This window comes from Cronobacter malonaticus LMG 23826, assembly GCF_001277215.2.
Taxonomy (GTDB): domain Bacteria; phylum Pseudomonadota; class Gammaproteobacteria; order Enterobacterales; family Enterobacteriaceae; genus Cronobacter; species Cronobacter malonaticus.
In genome coordinates, this window is the sequence record NZ_CP013940.1 from 3,803,672 (window position 1) to 3,821,695 (window position 18,024).

The following is an 18,024-nucleotide window of genomic DNA, read 5'->3' on the forward strand; positions in this document are numbered from 1 at the left end:
TCGCGGAGTTGTAGCATCGGGGGCGATATGCGGGCGTCCTGAAACACGATCGAGGACGTTTGAGTGGATTTAAGACATAAAAAAACCCGCCGAAGCGGGTTTTTAATCAGGCTAAGAACGATTACTCGTTGTCGTTGCCGCCCAGACCTGCGTTCAGCAGTTCTGCCAGGCTTGCAGACGCGTCTTCCGCAGTCACCTGCGGTGCTGCCGGGAGTTCACCTGCAGCGCGACGGCGCATACGATCCTGGTGGTACGCGTAACCGGTACCGGCCGGGATCAGACGACCCACGATAACGTTCTCTTTCAGGCCGCGCAGTTCGTCGCGTTTGCCCGCAACGGCTGCTTCGGTCAGCACGCGAGTGGTCTCCTGGAACGATGCCGCGGAGATGAAGGACTCGGTGGCCAGAGACGCTTTGGTGATACCCAGCAGGTCGCGCATGTAAGTCGCGCTGACTTTGCCGTTCGCTTCCAGTTCGCGGTTAGCGATCTTGACGCGAGAGTATTCAACCTGCTCACCTTCCAGGAACTCGGAGCTGCCCGCGTCCATGATGGTGGCTTTACGCAGCATCTGACGAACGATAACTTCGATGTGCTTATCGTTAATCTTAACGCCCTGCAGACGGTAAACGTCCTGTACTTCGTTAACGATGTAACGGGTCACAGCCTGAACGCCACGCAGACGCAGAATGTCATGCGGCGCTTCCGGACCATCGGAGATCACGTCACCACGTTCCACACGTTCGCCTTCGAACACGTTGAGCTGACGCCATTTCGGGATCATCTCTTCGTATGCGTCACCGCCGTCAACCGGGGTGATAACCAGACGACGTTTGCCTTTGGTTTCTTTACCGAAGGAGACGATACCCGCCACTTCAGCAAGGATTGCCGGCTCTTTCGGACGACGCGCTTCGAACAGATCCGCAACGCGCGGCAGACCACCGGTGATGTCCTTGGTACCGCCGGATTCCTGCGGAATACGCGCCAGGGTGTCACCGGAACTGATCTGAACGCCATCTTCCAGCTGAACAATCGCTTTACCTGGCAGGAAGTACTGTGCCGGCATGTCGGTGCCCGGGATCAGAACGTCGTTACCGTTAGCGTCGACAATTTTCAGCGCCGGACGCAGATCTTTACCGCCCGCGGTACGTTCTGAAGAATCCAGAACCACCAGCGAAGACAGACCGGTCAGCTCGTCAGTCTGACGAGTAATGGTCTGGCCGTCGATCATGTCGGTGAAACGAATGTAACCCGCCACTTCGGTGATAACCGGCATGGTATGCGGATCCCAGTTCGCAACGGTTTCGCCGCCAGCGACCTGCTCGCCATCACCTTTCGCCATAACAGCACCGTAAGGCACTTTATAGCTTTCTTTGGTACGGCCGAATTCGTCGATCAGTTTCAGCTCGGTGTTACGGGAAGTAACAACCAGCTTACCGCTGGAGTTAACAACCGACTTCGCGTTGCTCAGGCGGATGCTACCTTTGTTTTTCACCTGGATGCTGGATTCAGCAGCCGCACGAGATGCCGCACCACCGATGTGGAACGTACGCATCGTCAGCTGAGTACCCGGCTCACCGATGGACTGTGCTGCGATAACGCCGATGGCCTCACCTTTGTTGATGATGTGGCCACGCGCGAGGTCACGACCATAGCAGTGCGCACAGACGCCGAAGTCGGTGTCACAGGTTACTACGGAGCGAACTTTAACGCTGTCTACGGAGTTAGCTTCCAGGATGTCACACCACTGCTCGTTGAGGAGCGTGTTGCGCGCAACCAGGATATCCGCCGTGCCAGGCTTCAGCACGTCTTCTGCCGTTACACGACCCAGAACGCGATCGCGCAGCGGCTCTTTAACATCGCCACCCTCGATAACCGGGGTCATGGTAATGCCTTCCAGCGTGCCGCAATCGTCTTCGGTCACAACCAGATCCTGCGCGACGTCAACCAGACGACGAGTCAGGTAACCGGAGTTCGCGGTTTTCAGTGCGGTATCCGCCAGACCCTTACGAGCACCGTGGGTCGAGATGAAGTACTGGAGTACGTTCAGACCTTCACGGAAGTTCGCGGTGATCGGCGTTTCGATGATGGAGCCATCCGGCTTCGCCATCAGACCACGCATACCCGCCAGCTGACGAATCTGTGCCGCAGAACCACGCGCACCGGAGTCGGCCATCATGTAAATGCTGTTGAAGGAAACCTGCTGCTCTTCTTCGCCGTTACGGTTGATAACGGTTTCAGTTTGCAGGTTGTCCATCATCGCCTTGGATACGCGATCGTTCGCCGCGGCCCAGATATCGATGACTTTGTTGTAGCGCTCGCCAGCGGTAACCAGACCAGACTGGAACTGCTCCTGGATCTCGGCCACTTCCGCTTCGGCTTCGGCGATGATCTCGGCTTTTTTCGCCGGGATAACCATATCGTCGATACCAACAGACGCACCAGAACGTGCAGCATACGCAAAACCGGTATACATGGTCTGGTCAGCAAAAATAACGGTCGGCTTCAGGCCCAGAATGCGGTAACAGGTGTTCAGCATTTTGGAGATCGCTTTTTTACCGAGCGGCTGGTTCACGATAGAGAACGGCAGACCTTTCGGTACGATCATCCACAGGATGGCACGGCCAACCGTGGTGTCGATCAGGCTGGTTTTGGAAACGAACTCGCCGTTCGCGTCTTTTTCGTATTCAGTGATACGAACTTTTACGCGAGCGTGCAGTTCAGCCTGGCCTGAGCGGTACAGACGTTCCGCTTCTTTCGGACCAGTCAGCACCATGCCTTCGCCTTTGGCGTTAATCTTGTCGCGGGTCATGTAGTACAGACCCAGTACAACGTCCTGAGACGGAACGATGATTGGTTCGCCGTTCGCCGGAGACAGGATGTTGTTGGTAGACATCATCAGCGCACGCGCTTCGAGCTGGGCTTCCAGCGTCAGCGGTACGTGAACAGCCATCTGGTCACCATCGAAGTCGGCGTTATAAGCCGCACAAACCAGCGGGTGCAGCTGGATAGCTTTACCTTCGATCAGTACCGGTTCGAACGCCTGAATACCCAGACGGTGCAGGGTCGGCGCACGGTTCAGCAGTACCGGGTGCTCACGGATAACTTCGTCCAGGATATCCCAAACGACCGCTTCTTCACGCTCAACCATTTTCTTGGCGGCTTTGATGGTGGTCGCGAGGCCACGCAGTTCCAGCTTGCCGTAGATGAACGGTTTGAACAGTTCCAGCGCCATTTTCTTCGGCAGGCCGCACTGGTGCAGACGCAGGTACGGACCTACGGTAATTACGGAACGACCAGAGTAGTCCACGCGCTTACCGAGCAGGTTCTGACGGAAACGACCCTGCTTACCTTTGATCATGTCTGCCAGTGATTTCAGCGGACGCTTGTTGGAACCGGTGATCGCACGACCGCGACGGCCGTTATCCAGCAGGGCGTCTACCGCCTCCTGCAGCATACGTTTTTCGTTGCGTACGATGATGTCCGGCGCCGCCAGATCCAGCAAACGTTTCAGACGGTTGTTACGGTTGATCACGCGACGATACAGATCGTTCAGATCCGACGTTGCGAAACGACCGCCATCCAGCGGAACCAGCGGACGCAGATCCGGCGGCAGCACTGGCAGCACGGTCAGGATCATCCACTCCGGCTTGTTGCCAGACTGTACGAACGCTTCCAGCAGCTTGATGCGCTTGGTCAGCTTTTTACGCTTGGTTTCGGAGTTGGTTTCGTTCAGCTCTTCGCGCAGCTGCTCGCACTCGGCTTCCAGGTCCATGCTTTTCAGCAGAGCCTGAATAGCTTCGGCGCCCATTTTCGCGTCGAATTCGTCACCGAACTCTTCCAGCGCGTCCAGGTACTGTTCTTCAGTCAGGATCTGGCTGCGCTCGAGGTTGGTCATGCCACCCTCGATAACCACGTAAGATTCGAAATACAGAACACGTTCGATATCGCGCAGCGGCATATCCAGCAGCAGACCGATACGGGACGGCAGTGATTTCAGGAACCAGATATGCGCGGTCGGGGAAGCCAGTTCGATGTGGCCCATACGTTCACGACGCACTTTAGTCTGGGTCACTTCAACGCCGCACTTCTCACAAATCACACCGCGGTGTTTCAGGCGCTTGTACTTACCGCACAGGCACTCATAGTCTTTTACCGGCCCAAAGATACGGGCGCAGAACAGACCATCGCGCTCCGGTTTGAAGGTACGGTAGTTAATGGTTTCCGGCTTTTTAACTTCACCGAAAGACCAGGAACGGATCATGTCTGGCGACGCCAGAGCAATTTTGATCGCATCAAACTCTTCGGTTTTAGTTTGCGCTTTCAGAAACTTTAATAAGTCTTTCACGGATTGGCTCCCGTCGGAGTTAGCACATTCCGGCGTCGGGTGTTACCCCGACGCCAGTGACCTGTTTGAGCGAGAATTACTCGTCTTCCAGTTCGATGTTGATGCCCAGCGAGCGAATCTCTTTCAACAGTACGTTGAACGATTCCGGCATGCCCGGTTCCATCTGATGGTTGCCATCCACGATGTTCTTGTACATCTTGGTACGGCCGTTCACGTCATCAGACTTAACGGTAAGCATTTCCTGCAGGGTGTAGGCGGCGCCGTAAGCTTCCAGCGCCCACACTTCCATCTCACCGAAGCGCTGGCCACCGAACTGCGCCTTACCACCCAGCGGCTGCTGAGTAACCAGGCTGTAAGAACCGGTGGAACGAGCGTGCATCTTGTCGTCAACCAGGTGGTTCAGTTTCAGCATGTACATGTAACCTACGGTTACCGGACGCTCGAACTGTTCACCAGTACGGCCATCGAACAGGGTGATCTGACCGGAAGTCGGCAGGTCGCCCAGCTGCAGCAGCTCTTTAATTTCAGCTTCTTTCGCGCCGTCGAATACCGGCGTGGCAAGCGGCATACCTTTACGCAGGTTTTCAGCCAGACGCAGTACTTCGTCATCGCTGAAGGTGTTCAGGTCAACTTTCTGACGAACATCCTGGCCGAGGTCGTAAGCTTTCTGAATGAATTCGCGCAGTTTCGCGACTTCTTCCTGACGCTTCAGCATGGCGTTGATCTTATCGCCGATACCTTTCGCCGCCATACCCAGGTGAGTTTCCAGGATCTGACCGATGTTCATACGAGACGGTACGCCCAGCGGGTTCAGTACGATGTCTACCGGCGTGCCGTTTTCATCGTAAGGCATATCTTCGATCGGGTTGATCTTGGAGATAACACCTTTGTTACCGTGGCGGCCTGCCATCTTATCGCCCGGCTGGATCTGACGTTTAACGGCCAGATACACCTTAACGATCTTCAGCACGCCCGGCGCCAGATCGTCACCCTGGGTGATTTTGCGGCGTTTCGCTTCGAGTTTCTTCTCAAACTCGTGCTTCAGTTCGTCGTACTGCTCAGCCAGCTGTTCCAGCTGATTCTGTTTCTCTTCGTCGGTCAGGCCGAGTTCCAGCCAGCGGTCGCGCGGCAGTTTGTCGAGCTTCTCAGCTTCAACGCCGCCTGCGATCAGCACAGCGCGAATACGGCTGAACAGACCGGCTTCGAGGATCTGCAGTTCTTCAGACAGGTCTTTTTTGGCCTGTTTGAGCTGCATTTCTTCGATTTCCAGCGCACGTTTGTCTTTTTCCACGCCATCGCGGGTAAAGACCTGAACGTCGATAACCGTACCGGAAACGCCGTTCGGCACACGCAGAGAGGAGTCTTTAACGTCAGACGCTTTCTCACCGAAGATAGCACGCAGCAGTTTCTCTTCCGGCGTCAGCTGGGTTTCACCTTTCGGCGTTACCTTGCCCACCAGAATGTCGCCGCCGGTCACTTCCGCGCCGATGTAGACGATACCGGATTCATCCAGTTTAGAGAGCGCAGCTTCACCCACGTTCGGGATGTCAGCGGTGATCTCTTCCGGCCCCAGCTTAGTATCACGAGATACGCACGCCAGTTCCTGGATGTGAATCGTGGTGAAACGGTCTTCCTGGACAACACGCTCGGAAACGAGGATGGAGTCTTCGAAGTTGTAGCCGTTCCACGGCATGAACGCTACGCGCATGTTCTGACCGAGCGCCAGTTCACCGAGGTCGGTGGACGGACCGTCTGCCAGCACGTCGCCGCGCTCAACCGGTTCATTCAGAGACACACAAGGCATCTGGTTGATGCAGGTGTTCTGGTTAGAACGGGTGTATTTAGTCAGGTTATAGATGTCGATACCTGCTTCGCCCGGATACATCTCGTCTTCGTTAACTTTGATAACGATACGGGACGCATCCACGTACTGAACGGTACCGCCACGTTTGGCCACGGCGGTTACACCGGAGTCAACGGCAACAGCACGTTCCATACCGGTACCTACCAGCGGCTTATCAGCGCGCAGGGTCGGAACCGCCTGACGTTGCATGTTCGCACCCATCAATGCACGGTTGGCGTCATCGTGCTCAAGGAACGGGATCAGGGACGCACCGACAGAAACCACCTGCTGGGTGGAAACGTCCATATAGTCAACCTGGTCTGCGCTGAAGAGGCTGGATTCGCCTTTGCTGCGGCAGGTGACCAAATCATCGGCGAAGCGGCCTTCTTCGGTCAGGTTGGTGTTCGCCTGAGCGATAACGTAGTTACCTTCTTCGATAGCGGAGAGGTAATGAATTTCATCAGTCACCACACCGTCGGTCACTTTACGGTACGGCGTCTCAAGGAAGCCATACTCGTTAGTCTGTGCGTACACGGACAGGGAGTTGATCAGACCGATGTTCGGACCTTCCGGCGTTTCGATAGGACATACGCGACCGTAGTGGGTCGGGTGTACGTCTCGAACTTCGAAGCCTGCGCGCTCACGCGTCAGACCGCCCGGGCCGAGAGCAGAGATACGACGCTTGTGCGTGATCTCAGACAGCGGGTTGTTCTGGTCCATAAACTGAGAAAGCTGGCTTGAACCGAAGAACTCTTTCACCGCCGCGGAGATAGGCTTGGCGTTGATCATATCCTGCGGCATCAGGGTATCCAGATCGCCCAGAGACAGACGCTCTTTCACCGCACGTTCTACACGCACCAGGCCAACGCGGAACTGGTTTTCAGCCATTTCGCCAACGGAACGGATACGACGGTTGCCGAGGTGGTCGATATCGTCCACTTCGCCTTTACCGTTACGGATATCGATGAGCTTCTTCATCACGTCGATGATGTCGGCTTTGCTCAGGATACCGGAACCTTCGATCTCGTCGCGCAGCAGAGAACGGTTGAACTTCATGCGGCCAACCGCAGACAGATCGTAACGATCTTCAGAGAAGAACAGGTTCTCAAACAGGCTTTCTGCCGCTTCACGCGTCGGCGGCTCGCCAGGACGCATCATGCGGTAGATCTCAACCAGCGCGCTCAGGCGATCGGTGGTCGGGTCGACGCGGACAGTCTCAGAAATATACGGGCCGTGGTCGAGGTCGTTGGTGAACAGCGTCTCGATACGTTTGTGACCAGCCTGGCTCAGTTTCGCCAGCAGATCCAGAGACAGTTCCATGTTGGCCGGGCAAATCAGCTCGCCAGTGGAAGCATCCACATAATCTTTCGCAGCGACTTTACCGGCGATGTATTCAACCGGAACTTCGATGTGTTTGATTTCGTCTTTTTCGAGCTGGCGAATATGACGCGCAGTGATACGACGGCCTTTTTCTACGTAGATTTTGCCGTTTGCTTCGATATCAAAGGACGCGGTTTCACCACGCAGACGCTCCGGAATCAGCTCCATCTGCAGCTTGTTGTCGCGGATTTCGAAAACCACTTTTTCGAAGAACAGGTCAAGGATCTGCTCAGTGGTGTAATCCAGCGCGCGCAGGATGATAGTTGCCGGCAGCTTACGACGGCGGTCGATACGGACAAACAGGTTGTCTTTCGGATCGAATTCGAAGTCCAGCCAGGAGCCACGGTAAGGAATGATGCGTGCGTTATACAGCACCTTACCAGAGGAGTGGGTTTTACCCTTGTCGCTGTCAAAGAACACGCCCGGGCTACGGTGCAGCTGAGAAACGATAACACGCTCAGTACCGTTGATGACAAAGGTACCGTTATCGGTCATGAGCGGGATTTCGCCCATGTAAACTTCTTGCTCTTTGATGTCTTTAACGGTGCCTTCCGGCGCTTCGCGCTCGTAGATCACCAGACGCAGCTTAACGCGCAGCGGTGCCGAATAGGTCACGCCACGGATTTGGCATTCTTTAACATCAAAAACCGGTTCGCCAAGACGGTAGCTGACGTACTGCAGTTCCGAATTGCCGCTGTAGCTCTGGATCGGGAATACGGAGCGGAAAGCTGCTTCCAGGCCGTACTGACCCTCAGGATCTTGCTCGATAAATTTCTGGAACGAGTCAAGCTGGATAGAAAGGAGATAGGGAACATCCAGAACTTGTGGACGTTTACCAAAATCCTTACGAATACGTTTTTTCTCGGTATAGGAGTAAACCATAGGGTTCCTCAGCTCGCTGACAAGTCGACCCACTCTGTCCATCGAAGGGACAGTTTATGCAACACCATTTTGTTGACCGAAAAGTGGAACACTTTTCGCAATACCTGTTGCTATCACGCTTAAACCATTTCATTGCGATTTACACAGTGCCGAAACCCTGTCGCAGTATATTAAGTCGTCGATAGAAACAAGCATTGACGGGTAACCAGCAGTAAAACAGTGTGAAACGCTACTGGTCCCCTAGCGCAAAAAGGCTGGTGACCAAAAAGTCACCAGCCATCAGCCTGATTTCTCAGGCTGCCACCAGAAGGGTTGGCTTATTTAACTTCAACTTCAGCGCCAGCTTCTTCCAGAGATTTTTTCAGAGCTTCAGCGTCATCTTTGCTCACGCCTTCTTTCAGAGCGGCCGGAGCAGATTCTACCAGGTCTTTAGCTTCTTTCAGACCCAGGCCAGTTGCGCCACGTACTGCTTTGATAACAGCAACTTTGTTAGCGCCAGCGGCTTTCAGAATAACGTCGAATTCAGTTTTCTCTTCAGCAGCTTCAGCCGGGCCAGCAGCAGCAACAGCTACAGCAGCAGCAGCGGAAACACCGAATTTTTCTTCCATTGCAGAGATCAGTTCTACAACGTCCATTACGGACATAGCGGATACTGCTTCAATGATTTGATCTTTAGTGATAGACATTTAATTGTTCCTGAATATCAGAATAAGTTTTATACGTAAGCAAATGCGTTGCGAGAGTAAGCGCTATTAAGCAGCTTCTTTTGCGTCGCGTACAGCAGCCAGAGTACGAACCAGTTTGCCGGCAGCGGCTTCTTTCATGGTCGACATCAGACGTGCAATTGCTTCTTCGTAAGTCGGCAGAGTTGCCAGGCGATCGATCTGGGACGCCGGGATCAGCTCACCTTCAAAGGCAGCGGCTTTAACCTCAAATTTTGCATTCGCTTTCGCGAACTCTTTGAACAGACGAGCAGCAGCGCCCGGGTGTTCCATAGAGTATGCAATCAGGGTCGGACCAACGAACGCGTCTTTCAGGCACTCAAAAGCAGTACCTTCAACAGCACGGCGCAGCAGGGTGTTACGAACAACACGCATGTATACGCCAGCTTCGCGACCTGCTTTACGCAGTTCGGTCATTTTATCTACGGTTACGCCACGGGAATCCGCAACAACCGCAGACAGCGCGCCTTTGGCTACTTCGCTGACTTCAGCAACAATCGCTTGTTTGTCTTGAAGATTTAAAGCCATTAGCTTTTGCTCCTGGATTTTAGCCGGGACACGTCCCGGAACTCACTTCACTCATTCATACGAAAGAGCGTCGAAATACGGTGAGCAGAAACAAGCCAAAGACTACTTAAAAAATATTCTTCAGGTTCTGTCACCGTCTACGCAGGGAATTAAGCTTCTTACGAAACACCTGCGGTCTTGGACGGAGGCCTGGATAAGGCCAGGCTCCAACCGAAATTCTTTTGTGCTCTGCTTAGCAGAACAATGGGCGTAAGATTGTAGACAAATCCGACGCCCACGTAAAGAGGCGAATTAGTTCGCCGCTGCGCTCAGACCAGACTGGTCTACCGCAACACCTGCGCCCATGGTGGTGGACAGGCTAACTTTCTTGATGTACACGCCTTTAGCAGAAGACGGTTTTGCTTTTTTCAGAGCAACCAGCAGCGCTTCCAGGTTTTCTTTCAGTTTGTCAGCGTCGAAATCCACTTTACCGATGGTGGTGTGAATGATGCCGTTTTTGTCGTTACGGTAACGAACCTGACCCGCTTTAGCGTTTTTAACCGCTTCAGCAACGTTCGGCGTTACAGTACCCACTTTCGGGTTCGGCATCAGGCCACGCGGACCCAGAACCTGGCCCAGCTGGCCAACAACGCGCATTGCATCCGGGGAAGCAATAACAACGTCAAAGTTCATTTCGCCTTTTTTGATCTGCTCAGCCAGATCTTCCATACCTACCAGCTCTGCGCCAGCTGCTTTAGCAGCTTCAGCGTTCGGGCCCTGGGTAAATACGGCTACGCGAACAGAACGGCCAGTACCGTGCGGCAGTACAGTCGCACCACGTACGTTCTGGTCAGATTTACGAGCGTCGATGCCGAGGTTAACAGCAACGTCAACACTTTCTACGAACTTGGCGGTAGCCAGTTCTTTCAGCAGAGTGATGGCTTCGTTGATGTCGTACTGTTTGGTCGCATCAACTTTGTCACGGATCACACGCATGCGCTTGGTCAGTTTAGCCATTTCTTAGTCCTCCACTACCAGGCCCATGGAACGTGCAGTACCTTCGATGGAGCGAGTCATCGCTTCAATGTCGGCGCCAGTCATGTCAGCAGCTTTGGTCTGTGCGATTTCCTGCAGCTGAGCGCGGGTAATGGTACCCACTTTGTCTTTGTTCGGCTTACCGGAACCAGACTTAATACCAGCCGCTTTTTTCAGCAGTACTGCTGCCGGCGGGGTTTTGGTAACGAAGGTGAAAGAACGGTCAGCGTAAACGGTAATAACAACCGGAATCGGCAGACCTTTTTCCATGGAATCAGTCTTCGCGTTGAACGCTTTACAGAATTCCATGATGTTAACACCCTGCTGACCCAGAGCCGGACCGACCGGCGGGCTCGGGTTAGCCATACCAGCTGCAACCTGCAGCTTAACGTAGGCTTGTACTTTCTTGGCCATGAAAATTTCCTCAGTTGGGTCTAGCGCCTCGACGAGGCTCCCCGTGATTAAAACGTTTTATGGGTTGGCCCCATAAAAACAAAAGGCGCGAAATTGTATTCCAATCTCGCGCCCTGTGCAACGGTTAACCGCTGGTTTTTCGAACTCAGCTTACGCTTTTTCTACCTGGCTGAAATCAAGCTCAACCGGCGTAGCACGACCGAAGATAGAAACCGACACTTTCAGGCGGCTTTTCTCGTAATCGACTTCTTCCACCACGCCGTTAAAGTCAGCAAACGGACCGTCATTAACACGAACCATTTCACCCGGCTCAAACAGCGTTTTCGGACGCGGTTTATCGCCAACCTGCTGCAGGCGGTTCATGATAGCGTCCACTTCTTTGTCGCTGATTGGCGCCGGACGGTCAGACGTACCGCCGATGAAGCCCATCACGCGAGGTACGCTACGCACCAGGTGCCAGCTTGCGTCGTTCATGACCATCTGAACTAACACATAACCGGGGAAGAATTTGCGCTCACTTTTGCGACGCTGGCCGCCACGGATTTCCACTACCTCTTCGGTGGGAACCATGACTTCGCCAAACAACTCTTCCATGTTGTGTAATTTGATATGCTCACGCAGCGACGTTGCTACGCGGCCTTCAAAACCGGAAAACGCCTGAACGACGTACCAGCGCTTTTTAGGTGCTTCAGACATCTCAGAACCTCAGGCCAGTGATAAAGGATACCAGGCGGACCAGAATACCATCCAGCCCCCACAGGATCAGTGACATAACTGCGGTCACTGCAGCCACGATTAATGTGGTGTGCAACGTTTCCTGGCGAGTCGGCCAAATAACCTTACGGACTTCGGTTCTCGCTTCACGGGCAAAGGCGACCGTAGCTTTACCTTTTGTCGTCAACAGCGCGACACCACCCGCTGCAGCAATCAGAATAACTACCGCAAGAGCACGCAGCGGCAGAGTCACCTCACGGTAAAGAAAGTTGCCTACGATAGCTACGATCAGCAGCGCAGCGACAACCAACCACTTCATCACTTCCAGGCCGCGCCCGCTTCCCTGAGCTTCGGTATTCGCACTCATAAACCAACCTGTCATAGTAAATCAGACAAACATTTTTGCCCCGCACATGCGAGGCAAGCCAGACCGAATTGCTCGTTTTACATTGCGCTTCGGAGTTACGCTATCTGCAGAGCCTGTCTCAGCAATGATTATGTGGAATAAATCACTGATGAGCCAGGTTCTGGGCCGAGAGCGTGCAAAAAGGGCATCAAATGATGCCCTTTTATTGCGCATTGCGTCAAATGTTATCAGCGATTAGCCGAGAACTTTAGCAACCACGCCCGCGCCAACGGTACGGCCGCCTTCGCGGATTGCGAAACGCAGACCGTCATCCATCGCGATCGGGTGGATCAGGGTAACAACCATTTTGATGTTGTCGCCCGGCATTACCATCTCCACGCCTTCCGGCAGTTCGATGGTGCCAGTCACGTCAGTTGTACGGAAGTAGAACTGCGGACGGTAGCCTTTGAAGAACGGAGTGTGACGGCCGCCTTCGTCTTTGGACAGAATGTACACTTCAGATTCGAACTTGGTGTGCGGCTTGATGGAGCCCGGCTTAGCCAGTACCTGACCACGTTCGATTTCTTCACGTTTGATACCACGCAGCAGAACACCTACGTTCTCGCCCGCACGGCCTTCGTCCAGCAGTTTGCGGAACATTTCAACGCCGGTACAGGTGGATTTCGCGGTGTCTTTGATACCCACGATTTCAACTTCTTCACCAACCTTGATGATACCGCGCTCTACACGACCGGTAACAACGGTACCACGACCGGAGATGGAGAATACGTCTTCGATCGGCAGCAGGAACGGCTTGTCAATCGCGCGCTCCGGTTCCGGGATGTAGGAATCCAGATGACCAGCCAGCTCGATGATTTTCGCTTCCCACTCTGCGTCGCCTTCCAGCGCTTTCAGAGCAGAGCCACGAACGATCGGGGTGTCGTCGCCCGGGAAGTCGTACTGAGACAGCAGCTCACGCACTTCCATCTCAACCAGTTCCAGCAGCTCTTCGTCATCAACCATGTCGCATTTGTTCAGGAACACGATGATGTACGGAACGCCTACCTGACGACCCAGCAGGATGTGCTCACGGGTCTGCGGCATCGGGCCGTCAGTCGCAGCAACAACCAGGATAGCGCCGTCCATCTGAGCAGCACCGGTGATCATGTTTTTCACGTAGTCGGCGTGGCCCGGGCAGTCAACGTGCGCGTAGTGGCGGGTCGGGGTGTCATATTCAACGTGAGAGGTGTTGATGGTGATACCACGAGCTTTTTCTTCCGGCGCGTTATCGATCTGGTCGAATGCACGAGCAGAACCACCGTAGGTTTTCGCCAGAACGGTAGTGATGGCAGCGGTCAGCGTTGTTTTACCATGGTCAACGTGGCCGATAGTACCGACGTTAACGTGCGGTTTTGTACGTTCAAACTTTTCTTTAGACATCGATTGTCCCTCTAAGACACGGATAAATCGGTGGTATCACCACATCAACCAGGCGTTTGCCTGAATTTGTTGAATACATCTACAGAAGAGAAACAGGGAGGAGATTGAGAAGTGGTGCTGATAGGCAGATTCGAACTGCCGACCTCACCCTTACCAAGGGTGCGCTCTACCAACTGAGCTATATCAGCACATCCTGGAGCGGGCAGCGGGAATCGAACCCGCATCATCAGCTTGGAAGGCTGAGGTAATAGCCATTATACGATGCCCGCATCCTGAAACTCGGCTACCCAGTTCTTTCTGTACAAAAAAGAAATTCTTTTTTGCTTGAGCTGGCAGGCTTACCGACCAACTCTGGCATCGCAATCGCGAAGCCGGAAATGGTGGTGGGGGAAGGATTCGAACCTTCGAAGTCTGTGACGGCAGATTTACAGTCTGCTCCCTTTGGCCGCTCGGGAACCCCACCTGAACTTGATGGTGCCGGCTACCGGAATCGAACTGGTGACCTACTGATTACAAGTCAGTTGCTCTACCTACTGAGCTAAGCCGGCATCAAGTAGCGCGCATTCTAGGAATAGCGGCGCGCGCATGCAACAAAAAAATTGCTTAATCCGATCTATTGCTCACATTTTGCGCATTAACGCGCATTTCTGACGCCTTTTCAGCCACTCATGATGAAATAATCCACACCTGGCGGCAACTGTTGATAGCGATGACGCTAAGAGACAAAATCGCCCAAGTGCGTTTTACAATCTATTTATGTGCTTCCTGTGCCCAAAACGCTTCTGATTTAAGCATTACAAAGAATGCTTTCATCGTCTCGCTCGCCGTTGGGTTTACATCAGTCAGAGACAACCCCTTACCAGCGGACAAGCTTTATACAATTAACGTTAAGAAGCGTGATGCTTTTCGGAGAAAGGAAAGTGAGGAAGATTTTTTCTTATTATTCCTTTTGATCTGATGTTACCCTCCTGCCCATTGTGAAATTCTCGCTTACCCGGCGTGCCATTAAGCGGTCTACGATGAAAGCATCACAGCGCTGAGCAAAGGGTTTTCATTTTGTCCTGAATAACAGGCAGAAGCATGCTTATGAGTAATAAAGATCAAACCTTAACGTCCCCTTATCTCCAGTTTAACCGGAGCCAGTGGGCCGCCCTGCGCGATTCCGTACCGATGACGCTTACCGAAGGCGAAATAGCGCGCCTGAAGGGCATTAACGAAGACCTCTCTCTTGAAGAAGTGGCGGAAATTTATCTGCCGCTATCGCGCTTGCTCAATTTTTATATTAGCTCCAACTTACGCCGGCAGGCCGTACTTGAGCAGTTTCTCGGCACCAATGGTCAGCGCATACCTTATATTATCAGCATTGCAGGTAGCGTTGCGGTGGGTAAAAGTACGACTGCTCGCGTATTGCAGGCGCTGTTAAGCCGCTGGCCTGAGCACCGTCGCGTAGAGCTGATTACGACCGATGGTTTCCTTCATCCGAACGCGGTTTTAAAAGAACGTAATCTGATGAAGAAGAAAGGCTTTCCCCAGTCGTACGATATGCATCGCCTGGTTAAGTTTGTTTCTGATATTAAATCAGGCGTGCCGAATGTCACCGCGCCGGTTTATTCACATCTCATTTACGATGTCATCCCCGATGGGGATAAGGTCGTTAATCAGCCGGATATACTTATTCTTGAAGGGCTAAACGTTCTGCAAAGCGGTATGGATTATCCTCATGATCCACATCATGTCTTTGTTTCAGACTTCGTCGATTTCTCTATTTATGTGGATGCGCCAGAGGATTTACTACAGCGCTGGTATATCAACCGCTTTCTGAAATTCCGTGAGGGCGCGTTTACCGATCCAGACTCTTATTTTCATAACTACGCCAAACTGTCAGAAGATGAAGCGGTAAATATCGCCACACAGTTATGGAAAGAGATTAACTGGTTGAACCTGAAAGAGAATATCTTACCAACTCGAGAACGGGCCAGCCTCATCATGACCAAGAGCGCGAACCATGCCGTCGACTGTGTCCGCTTAAGAAAATAAAGCAGACAGTAAAAAAGGGAGCCAGGCTCCCTTTTTTCATTCTGCGCTGCGTAATGAAATCTCGCCGCCCACCCAGGGTTTTATCACACCGTTTTGCTCCAGCAATAGCGCTCCCTGATTATCTATACCACGCGAAATCCCGTATATTTCCCGCTCACCAATAATAAGTTTAACCTGGCGGTGAATAAAATTATCCAGCTTTTCCCAGCGGGTTAAGAAGGGAGCCAGCCCCTCTTGCTCAAATTGCCGCAAAGACGCGCGCAGCTTTTCAATCAACCTGACGGCCAGCTCGTTTCTGTCAACCTTAATACCCGCCTCCTGAAGATTAATCCAACCCTGATTCACGATGTCGCTTTCTACCTGCCGCATCGCGAGGTTGATACCCGCGCCAATCACTATCTGTGCTGCATCGCCCGTTTTTCCCGTAAGCTCAACAAGAATACCAGCCAGCTTTCTGTCACTCAGATAAAGATCGTTAGGCCATTTAACGCGTACCTGATCGGCTCCCAGTTCGTGCAGTACTTCAGCCATCACGATACCAATAACCAGGCTTAAACCGATAGCAGCGGCAGGCCCCTGCTCAAGACGCCAGTACATAGAAAGATAAAGGTTTGCCCCAAACGGTGAGAACCATTTACGGCCACGACGCCCACGACCAGCCTGCTGATATTCAGCGATACAGGCGTCGCCAGAATCAAGCTCAGAAAGTCTGTCCAGTAAATATTGGTTTGTAGAATCAATAACAGGCAGCACTGTGACTGAACCGTTTTTTATATGAGAATGAATGTAGGCTTCGTTAAGTAACTGTATTGGACCTGGCAGGCTATATCCTTTACCCGGCACCGTAAAGACGTCAATACCCCAGTCGCGTAGCGTCTGGATATGCTTGTTAATCGCAGCCCGGCTCATTCCCAGCTTTTCACCAAGTTGCTCGCCAGAGTGAAACTCGCCGTCGGCAAGAAGCGAAACCAGGGTTAACGGAATAGTATTATCTTTCAAGCAATCGTCTCCACAGCATTCACCTCACCAGTAGAACCAATAAAGCGAACCTCAGGCTCAAGCCAGACATTAAATTTTTCGCCGACACGTTGACGAACTTCATGCGCGAGTTTCACGATATCTTCACTGGTCGCATTATGTTCATTAATAAGCACCAGGGCCTGATGGCGATGCACTGTCGCGCCGCCGACGCTATAGCCTTTCATATCACACCGATCAATAAGCCAGCCTGCAGCGAGTTTTACCTGCCCATCATTTTGCGGGTAACGCGGCGCATCAGGGTAATGTATAAATAACGCACTAGCTTCTTCTGCAGTGATCACCGGGTTTTTGAAGAAGCTGCCAGCATTACCGTATTCCTTAGGATCGGGCAGTTTAGTACGACGCATATGACATACTGCATCGAATACCTGGCGCGGTGTGACGGTATCAGGTGATAAGCGTGTCAAATCGCCATAGATCAGTACAGGCGACCATGCTTTAGGAAGACGAAGACCAATGCCTGTGATGGCATATCGATTCTGGTAATCATGTTTGAAAATGCTGTCGCGGTAACCAAAGCGGCAGTCACTATTACCAAGACGAACCGACTTGCCCGTTATTAAATCAAGGCAGTCAACATACAGACAGAGCTGTTTAAACTCTACGCCATAAGCGCCAATATTCTGAATAGGCGAAGAGCCAGCACAGCCTGGAATAAGTGCCAGGTTTTCAAGCCCGGCCATGTTATGGTCCAGTGTGTACTCAACGAGACGATGCCAGTTTTCACCCGCACCTGCATGTATCAGCCAGGCGTCATGCCGTTCTTCAACCTGTATGCCCATGATACGGTTCAGAATTACCGTGCCGTTGAAATCATCAAGAAATAGCACGTTGCTTCCCTCACCCAGGATCAAAACCGGCCGGGAGACTGCCTGCGCCTGCTGCCATGCTTCAGCCAGCGCCTCTGCACTATGCGCCGTCACGATCTGCTGCGCGCATTTATCAATACCGAATGTATTGTAGGGTTTAAGGGTGTTATTCATGCCATTAGTCCTGATGTCAAAACCCGGACAGTTTAACCGATTAGCAGGTTGATAGCTTCTTTGTGATTGGCTGAGCACACAAAAGGAGAGATAAAAGAAGACGCAACTGTGGATGAAAGAAAATAGGCAGCTGAAAATATATATCTTTCAAAAAGCAAAAACCCCTCAGCGGTGCTGAGGGGTTCTTTTATTTGATGCCTGGCAGTTCCCTACTCTCGCATGGGGAGACCCCACACTACCATCGGCGCTACGGCGTTTCACTTCTGAGTTCGGCATGGGGTCAGGTGGGACCACCGCGCTACAGCCGCCAGGCAAATTCTGTCTCGTTCACCGCT

The 18,024-nt window shown here is 52.7% G+C and carries 12 protein-coding genes, 4 tRNA genes and 1 rRNA gene; 1 reads left to right on the forward strand and 16 read right to left on the reverse strand.

The window, feature by feature from the left end; all coding sequences use genetic code 11:
• Window positions 1–121: 121 nt before the first annotated feature.
• The 13 genes from rpoC to AFK66_RS17905 all read right to left on the reverse strand — a co-directional run bounded on the left by rpoC (window position 122) and on the right by AFK66_RS17905 (window position 14,176).
• A complete protein-coding gene (rpoC, locus tag AFK66_RS17845) occupies window positions 122–4,345 on the reverse strand; it encodes a DNA-directed RNA polymerase subunit beta' (protein WP_004387077.1) in 4,224 nt (1,407 codons plus the stop codon).
• 76 nt (window positions 4,346–4,421) lie between these two features.
• Window positions 4,422–8,450, reverse strand: a complete 4,029-nt coding sequence (rpoB, locus tag AFK66_RS17850) for a DNA-directed RNA polymerase subunit beta (RefSeq protein WP_023899605.1) — start codon at window positions 8,448–8,450, stop codon at window positions 4,422–4,424.
• A 317-nt stretch (window positions 8,451–8,767) separates the two neighbouring features.
• Window positions 8,768–9,136, reverse strand: coding sequence for a 50S ribosomal protein L7/L12 (gene rplL, locus AFK66_RS17855; RefSeq protein WP_004387079.1), 369 nt, complete (start codon window positions 9,134–9,136; stop codon window positions 8,768–8,770).
• Window positions 9,137–9,202: 66 nt separating this feature from the next.
• A complete protein-coding gene (gene rplJ / locus AFK66_RS17860) occupies window positions 9,203–9,700 on the reverse strand; it encodes a 50S ribosomal protein L10 (protein ID WP_004387080.1) in 498 nt (165 codons plus the stop codon).
• 291 nt (window positions 9,701–9,991) lie between these two features.
• Complete coding sequence (gene rplA / locus AFK66_RS17865; protein WP_004387081.1) at window positions 9,992–10,696, reverse strand: 50S ribosomal protein L1; 705 nt, start codon at window positions 10,694–10,696, stop codon at window positions 9,992–9,994.
• Window positions 10,697–10,699: 3 nt separating this feature from the next.
• Window positions 10,700–11,128 (reverse strand): 50S ribosomal protein L11, encoded by a 429-nt coding sequence (gene rplK, locus AFK66_RS17870; RefSeq protein WP_004387082.1) that lies wholly within the window; start codon window positions 11,126–11,128, stop codon window positions 10,700–10,702.
• A gap of 150 nt (window positions 11,129–11,278) precedes the next feature.
• The gene (gene nusG / locus AFK66_RS17875; protein WP_001287521.1) at window positions 11,279–11,824 is read right to left on the reverse strand and encodes a transcription termination/antitermination protein NusG; all 546 of its coding nucleotides are present in this window, start codon (window positions 11,822–11,824) and stop codon (window positions 11,279–11,281) included.
• Window position 11,825: 1 nt separating this feature from the next.
• Window positions 11,826–12,209 (reverse strand): preprotein translocase subunit SecE, encoded by a 384-nt coding sequence (gene secE / locus AFK66_RS17880; RefSeq protein ID WP_004387083.1) that lies wholly within the window; start codon window positions 12,207–12,209, stop codon window positions 11,826–11,828.
• Between the two features lie 234 nt (window positions 12,210–12,443).
• Window positions 12,444–13,628, reverse strand: a complete 1,185-nt coding sequence (gene tuf, locus AFK66_RS17885; RefSeq protein WP_007872666.1) for an elongation factor Tu — start codon at window positions 13,626–13,628, stop codon at window positions 12,444–12,446.
• Between the two features lie 112 nt (window positions 13,629–13,740).
• A tRNA-Thr gene (locus AFK66_RS17890) sits at window positions 13,741–13,816 on the reverse strand.
• 6 nt (window positions 13,817–13,822) lie between these two features.
• Window positions 13,823–13,897, reverse strand: a tRNA-Gly gene (locus AFK66_RS17895).
• A 109-nt stretch (window positions 13,898–14,006) separates the two neighbouring features.
• A tRNA-Tyr gene (locus AFK66_RS17900) sits at window positions 14,007–14,091 on the reverse strand.
• Window positions 14,092–14,100: 9 nt separating this feature from the next.
• Window positions 14,101–14,176 (reverse strand) — tRNA-Thr (locus AFK66_RS17905).
• Between the two features lie 538 nt (window positions 14,177–14,714).
• On the opposite strand from AFK66_RS17905, the gene coaA reads away from it, so the two are divergent.
• Complete coding sequence (gene coaA, locus AFK66_RS17915; protein ID WP_007780215.1) at window positions 14,715–15,665, forward strand: type I pantothenate kinase; 951 nt, start codon at window positions 14,715–14,717, stop codon at window positions 15,663–15,665.
• 36 nt (window positions 15,666–15,701) lie between these two features.
• Here the strand turns inward: coaA and birA are convergent, their stop codons facing one another.
• The 3 genes from birA to rrf all read right to left on the reverse strand — a co-directional run bounded on the left by birA (window position 15,702) and on the right by rrf (window position 18,001).
• Complete coding sequence (birA, locus tag AFK66_RS17920) at window positions 15,702–16,664, reverse strand: bifunctional biotin--[acetyl-CoA-carboxylase] ligase/biotin operon repressor BirA (protein ID WP_007780213.1); 963 nt, start codon at window positions 16,662–16,664, stop codon at window positions 15,702–15,704.
• Window positions 16,661–17,689, reverse strand: coding sequence for a UDP-N-acetylmuramate dehydrogenase (gene murB, locus AFK66_RS17925; protein WP_007780210.1), 1,029 nt, complete (start codon window positions 17,687–17,689; stop codon window positions 16,661–16,663). Before murB ends, birA begins: the two co-directional genes overlap by 4 nt.
• Window positions 17,690–17,885: 196 nt before the next feature.
• Window positions 17,886–18,001: ribosomal RNA gene (rrf, locus tag AFK66_RS17930) — 5S ribosomal RNA — on the reverse strand.
• Window positions 18,002–18,024: the final 23 nt, after the last annotated feature.

What these genes read in the sequence shown, in the direction of transcription:
- tuf (WP_007872666.1), bottom strand. Translation starts at nt 13,628, where the DNA reads ATGTCTAAAGAAAAGTTTGAACGTACAAAACCGCACGTTAACGTCGGT.
- rplA (WP_004387081.1), bottom strand. Translation starts at nt 10,696, where the DNA reads ATGGCTAAACTGACCAAGCGCATGCGTGTGATCCGTGACAAAGTTGAT.
- rplL (WP_004387079.1), bottom strand. Translation starts at nt 9,136, where the DNA reads ATGTCTATCACTAAAGATCAAATCATTGAAGCAGTATCCGCTATGTCC.
- coaA (WP_007780215.1), top strand. Translation starts at nt 14,715, where the DNA reads ATGAGTAATAAAGATCAAACCTTAACGTCCCCTTATCTCCAGTTTAAC.
- rpoB (WP_023899605.1), bottom strand. Translation starts at nt 8,450, where the DNA reads ATGGTTTACTCCTATACCGAGAAAAAACGTATTCGTAAGGATTTTGGT.
- secE (WP_004387083.1), bottom strand. Translation starts at nt 12,209, where the DNA reads ATGAGTGCGAATACCGAAGCTCAGGGAAGCGGGCGCGGCCTGGAAGTG.
- murB (WP_007780210.1), bottom strand. Translation starts at nt 17,689, where the DNA reads ATGAATAACACCCTTAAACCCTACAATACATTCGGTATTGATAAATGC.
- rplK (WP_004387082.1), bottom strand. Translation starts at nt 11,128, where the DNA reads ATGGCCAAGAAAGTACAAGCCTACGTTAAGCTGCAGGTTGCAGCTGGT.
- nusG (WP_001287521.1), bottom strand. Translation starts at nt 11,824, where the DNA reads ATGTCTGAAGCACCTAAAAAGCGCTGGTACGTCGTTCAGGCGTTTTCC.
- rplJ (WP_004387080.1), bottom strand. Translation starts at nt 9,700, where the DNA reads ATGGCTTTAAATCTTCAAGACAAACAAGCGATTGTTGCTGAAGTCAGC.